This is a genomic window from Bradyrhizobium sp. P2_E8, from assembly GCF_056403875.1.
In genome coordinates this window covers 1-4,669 of sequence record NZ_JBFUES010000605.1, presented here as the reverse complement: position 1 = coordinate 4,669, position 4,669 = coordinate 1, and the positions used below count along the sequence as shown (strand labels likewise).

Sequence of the window (4,669 nt, the reverse complement as noted above, 5' to 3'; positions counted from 1 at the left end):
GTGCGCGGCCGTGCCGACGGCGAAAACCGTGTACGTTCTCGCCCACGAGCACAAGGTCGAGGAGAAACTGGTTGCGGCCACCGTCTCGGTCACGACGATGCTGTCGGTCGCGACCTTGTTGGTCGCGCTCACCCTGCTCTCCGGCCTCGCGGCCGGCATGCGCTGACCGGCATCGGCGCGCGCCTCTATCGCGTGGTGTTGCTCCAGGTCGGAACCGAATTGGTCACGCCGACCGACGGCCAGTTGTACGTTCCGATCGACGGCGCCGTGACCGTGCCGACCGTCTGTCCGGACGATCCGTAAGCGGGACTGCCCTGCGTCGCCGGCAATCCGGCGCCGCCATAGGCCGGGGCCACCACACCGGCGCTGTAATGTCTGCTCGACCGGTGCTTCTTCGCCTCAGCCGCGAAGGGCGCGGCAAGCAATCCAGTCGTGATGAGCGCGGCAATGGCGAGTTTGACGATTGTCATGGCTGATCCCTTCGTCGCTCGGGCCCCCTTGTACCATTTGTTCATTCGTCGGAGGATTTCCATGGGCACTCCGTTCATAACTCCGTGCGCACACGAAGGTGCCGGAGCGCGGGGGGCGCGCCCTCGCCGCCTTCGGATGGACCCGAATCAGCGCTAGTGCATTGCCTTCAGCAACTCCCCTGAACGCGATTGACATGACTGGCCCAGAACTGAAGCAACTCCGCGCCGACCTCTCCGATGCCCTCGAGCGCAAGCTCACCGCGGCCGACATGGCCAGGCTATGCGGATTGCCGGAGAAGGGCGGCGCCGACACCATCCGGCGCTGGGAAGTCAGCGGCCCGACGCCGTCGGCGACGAAGGTGCTGCGCGTGCTCGCGATGGCGAGCGAGCGCTATCCGATCCTGGAGAAGTTCGACATCTTCGATCGTCACGACGTGCGCGAGGAAGACCGGCCGGCAAAGCGCGCGGCGTTCCGCGAACAGATGCGCGATGAGGCGCGGCGGCGACTTGGTTAACAAGGGCCGCACGCAGGTTACCGGGAAGACGCGAAGTTAAGCCTTCCTTCAGCATTTCTTAAGTCGCCATTAAGCACGAAAATCAATTGCAGCCCAATAAGTTAGGTTGGCTCACGCTGTGCCACGGATGTGACAGCATTTTCGTCAAAAGCTAGCTATCTGCAAAACCAACGACGGCGCGGAATGCGCGCCTGCCGGGGACCTAAAGTGTTGGAGTTTGGACTATGAAGAAGATTCTGTTTGCGACCGTTGCGCTGCTCGTGGTGGGCGCCGCTGCGCCGGCCGTCGGCGCCGATCTCGGCAACCGCAACTACTACAAGGCGCCCGCGCCGGCCTATGCCGCGCCGATCTACAACTGGACCGGATTCTATCTCGGCGCCCATGTCGGCGGCGCGTTCTCCAGCGACAACAATTTCAGCGGCCTCTCCACCGGCAACAACGGCAACGGCCGTTTCCTCGGCGGCGTGCAGGTCGGTGCGGACTGGCAGTTCAACCCGAACTTCGTGGTCGGCGTCGAGGGCCAGTATTCCTGGCTCTCCGGCAGCGTCGGTGCGGTATTCCCGGGGGGCGTCGCCTACACCAACGACCAGCGCGGCCTCGGCTCGATCACCGGCCGCGTCGGCTACACCTGGGGTCCGGGCCTCCTCTACGTGAAGGGCGGCTACGCCTATTCGGACAACAACGAGAAGGTCACGGTCGGCGGCGTCCCGACCGGCTTCATCATCGATGGCGATCATCGCAACGGCTACACCGTCGGCGCCGGCCTCGAATACATGTTCGCGCCGAACTGGTCGGCCAAGGCCGAGTACCAGTACTACAATTTCGGCGACGCCCACTTCACCGCGGGCCCGCTCGCGGGTACCGGCAACTTCACCACCGACGACCACACCATCAAGGCTGGCGTCAATTATCGCTTCAACTGGGCCAACTCGGCGGTCGCGCGCTACTGATCGGTTAGCAAAACCTTATCCTGAGGAAGGGCCGGCCATGTTGCCGGCCCTTCTTTTTTCGCTCTGCGGAACCAGCGCAAGCAATTGCACCAATTGCGATTTTTTAACCGGCCCGACCGATACTGCCCGCCACAAAACAGAAGCAAGAGCGTGGGGGAAGTTCGATGGCGATCCGTCTGGGCCTGGGCCGTGGCAGTTTCCTTGGCCGATTGAGGCCACGTTTCAAGATGCCGACATGGGGCGTGCGCGGCAGCTTGTTCGCGGCCTTCGCGGTGATCGCGGGCATGGGCCTCGTGATCTCGGCCGGCGCCGGCCTGGTGCTGCAGAATCTCGGCGGACGCATGACTGAACTGAGCGGGCGGGACATTCCGCGCCTTGCCGCCAGCCTGCAATTGTCGGCACTGAGCGCGAGCCTTGCGGCACAGGGACCTGCCCTGCTTGCGGCTCAAAGCGAGGACGCCCTGAACGAGCGCACCAAGAAGCTCAGGGAATTTCAGGAGCAGACGCAGCAGAAGCTCAACGAGATCATCGAGCTCGGCGGCGACAAGGCCGTCGTCTCCGGACTCAGCGAGACGATGAAGAGCATCAACGAGGCGGCCCAAAGCCTGGCCAAGGCCGCCCGCGAACGGCTGGACATCGCGGCCCTCCATGACAAGCAGTATGACGCGCTGCGCAACGCGCAGGGCGCGTTCGTCGGCGCGGCCAGCCCGGCGATGCTGGACGCGCAGACCCGGGTCAACGCCATTCTCGGCTCGGCCAATATGTCCGCGGAAGATGCCACCGAAGCCGCGCAGACCGTCGGCCAGCTCGGCAACGTCGTCGCCAGCGGCAATCTCGCAGCCGCCGACATGAGCGCGGCGCTGTCGGCGAACACGAGCGACAAGCTCGACGACATCCAGAAGGAATTCAAGACGGCGCAAGGACGCCTGCGGTCCAACCTCGACCTGTTGCCGGACAATCAGGGCAACAAGATGCTGCGCGAGACGGCGGAAAAGCTGCTGGCGCTCGGTACCGGCAAGACCGGCGTGTTCAATCTGCGCGAGAAGGAGCTCGACTCCGTCGACTACGGCCAGACCATCCTGGACGAGACGCGCAAGCTCAATGTCGGCCTCGGCATCAGCGTGCAGCAGCTCGTCGACGGCGTGCAGAAGGAGACCAACGCGTCGACCTTCCAGGCGCGGCAGGAGATCTCGCTTGCGACGACCGCAATGCTGGCGCTGGGCGCGCTGACGCTGGTCGGCTCGGCCCTGTTCGTCTGGCTCTATGTCGGCCGCAACATCCTGCGCCGGATCACCGGCCTCCAGCGCGCCATGCAGTCACTCTCGGCGGGCGATCTCGACACCGAGATCGCCCGCGCGAAGCATAGTGACGAGATCGGCGCGATGACCGACACGCTGACCGTGTTCCGCGATAGCATGGTCGAGGCCCGCGCGCTCGCCAGCGAGCAGGACAAGGATCGCGTCGCCAAGGCCGAGCGTGCCGCACGCATGGAAGCGAAGATCGCCGAATTCGAAAGCACGGTGCGCTCCGCGCTCGACAATCTCGCACAGTCCGCCAATTCGATGCAATCGACCGCGCAGAGCATGTCGAACACCGCTGACCAGTCCAACGCGCTGGTCAACGCAGTCGCCTCCGCCGCGGAGGAGACCTCGGTCAACGTGCAGACGGTATCGGCCGGCACCGAGCAGCTGTCCTCGTCGATCGCCGAAATCAGCCGCCAGGTGGTCACCTCGGCCGGGATCGCCAAGAAGGCGGTGGACGAAGCCGGCGCCACCGACGCCACGGTGCAGAGTCTTGCCGACAGCGCGAGCCGCATCAGCGTCGTGGTCGATTTGATCCAGACCATCGCCTCGCAGACCAATCTGCTCGCGCTCAACGCCACCATCGAGGCGGCCCGCGCGGGCGAGGCCGGCCGCGGCTTCGCGGTGGTCGCCTCCGAGGTGAAGAGCCTCGCGAGCCAGACCGCGAAGGCGACCGAGGAGATCCGCACCCAGATCGCCAGCATGCAGAACGTGACGACCTCGGCGGTCGGCGCCATCCAGGGCATCGGCCGGATCATCGGCGAGATCAACGACGTCACCACGACGATCGCGGCTGCCGTCGAGGAACAGGGCGCGGCCACCCGCGAGATCGCGCGCAACATCCAGCATGCCGCCGGCGGCACCAGCGAGGTCTCCAGCAATATCATCGGCGTCTCCACCGCCTCTGCCGAAGCCGGCGCTGCGGCGAGCGAAGTGCTGGGCGCCTCCGACGCACTGCGCCGCGAGGCCGACCTGCTGCGCGGAGAGATCGACGCGTTCCTCAACAACATGCGGGCGGCCTGATTATCATTCGGGGCGGCGCTTGGCGCCGAACCCGGCATCTCGCGCAACGACCTCCAGATTCCGGGTTCGCGCTCACGCGCGCCCCGGAATGACCGGCATTTTTGGGCTGCGCTCCATCCGGGTCACGGAAAAATCCGGCCCGGAATGACCGCTATGCGAGCCGAACTCGCGTCCTTTTTCGGCTGGCGCGGCGCGCCCGCCGGGTTTAAGTCGGTAGCATGAACGCAAAGACCGACACCGTGCAGTCCTCCGGCGAGGCCCTGCGCTACCCCTGGGACCAGCATCCCGGCCCTGACGAGGTCGTGGAGGTGAAGCCCGGCGTGTTGTGGGCGCGGCTGAAATTGCCGTTCCGCCTCAACCACGTGAACATCTACCTGCTCGCCGATGGCGACGGTTATGCGATGGTGGAT

General features: G+C 65.3%; 4 protein-coding genes and 1 pseudogene. 4 read left to right on the top strand and 1 reads right to left on the bottom strand.

The window, feature by feature from the left end; all coding sequences use genetic code 11:
- Positions 1-185: 185 nt before the first annotated feature.
- Positions 186-470: a hypothetical protein gene (locus AC1D00_RS27695; RefSeq protein WP_025575207.1), complete on the bottom strand. Its 285-nt coding sequence runs from the start codon at positions 468-470 to the stop codon at positions 186-188.
- Positions 471-664: 194 nt separating this feature from the next.
- Between AC1D00_RS27695 and AC1D00_RS27690 the strand changes: the two genes are divergently transcribed.
- The 4 genes and pseudogenes from AC1D00_RS27690 to AC1D00_RS27675 form a co-directional block, all read left to right on the top strand.
- Positions 665-985, top strand: a complete 321-nt coding sequence (locus AC1D00_RS27690) for a hypothetical protein (RefSeq protein WP_025575206.1) — start codon at positions 665-667, stop codon at positions 983-985.
- Positions 986-1,209: 224 nt separating this feature from the next.
- Positions 1,210-1,935 (top strand): outer membrane beta-barrel protein, encoded by a 726-nt coding sequence (locus tag AC1D00_RS27685; RefSeq protein WP_025575205.1) that lies wholly within the window; start codon positions 1,210-1,212, stop codon positions 1,933-1,935.
- Positions 1,936-2,099: 164 nt separating this feature from the next.
- Complete coding sequence (locus AC1D00_RS27680) at positions 2,100-4,259, top strand: methyl-accepting chemotaxis protein (RefSeq protein ID WP_025575203.1); 2,160 nt, start codon at positions 2,100-2,102, stop codon at positions 4,257-4,259.
- 218 nt (positions 4,260-4,477) lie between these two features.
- Positions 4,478-4,669, top strand: a pseudogene (locus AC1D00_RS27675) (MBL fold metallo-hydrolase); the annotation flags it as partial.

Excerpts from the sequence above, each read along its gene's own strand:
- AC1D00_RS27695 (WP_025575207.1), bottom strand. The coding sequence starts at position 470 with ATGACAATCGTCAAACTCGCCATTGCCGCGCTCATCACGACTGGATTG.
- AC1D00_RS27680 (WP_025575203.1), top strand. The coding sequence starts at position 2,100 with ATGGCGATCCGTCTGGGCCTGGGCCGTGGCAGTTTCCTTGGCCGATTG.
- AC1D00_RS27685 (WP_025575205.1), top strand. The coding sequence starts at position 1,210 with ATGAAGAAGATTCTGTTTGCGACCGTTGCGCTGCTCGTGGTGGGCGCC.
- AC1D00_RS27690 (WP_025575206.1), top strand. The coding sequence starts at position 665 with ATGACTGGCCCAGAACTGAAGCAACTCCGCGCCGACCTCTCCGATGCC.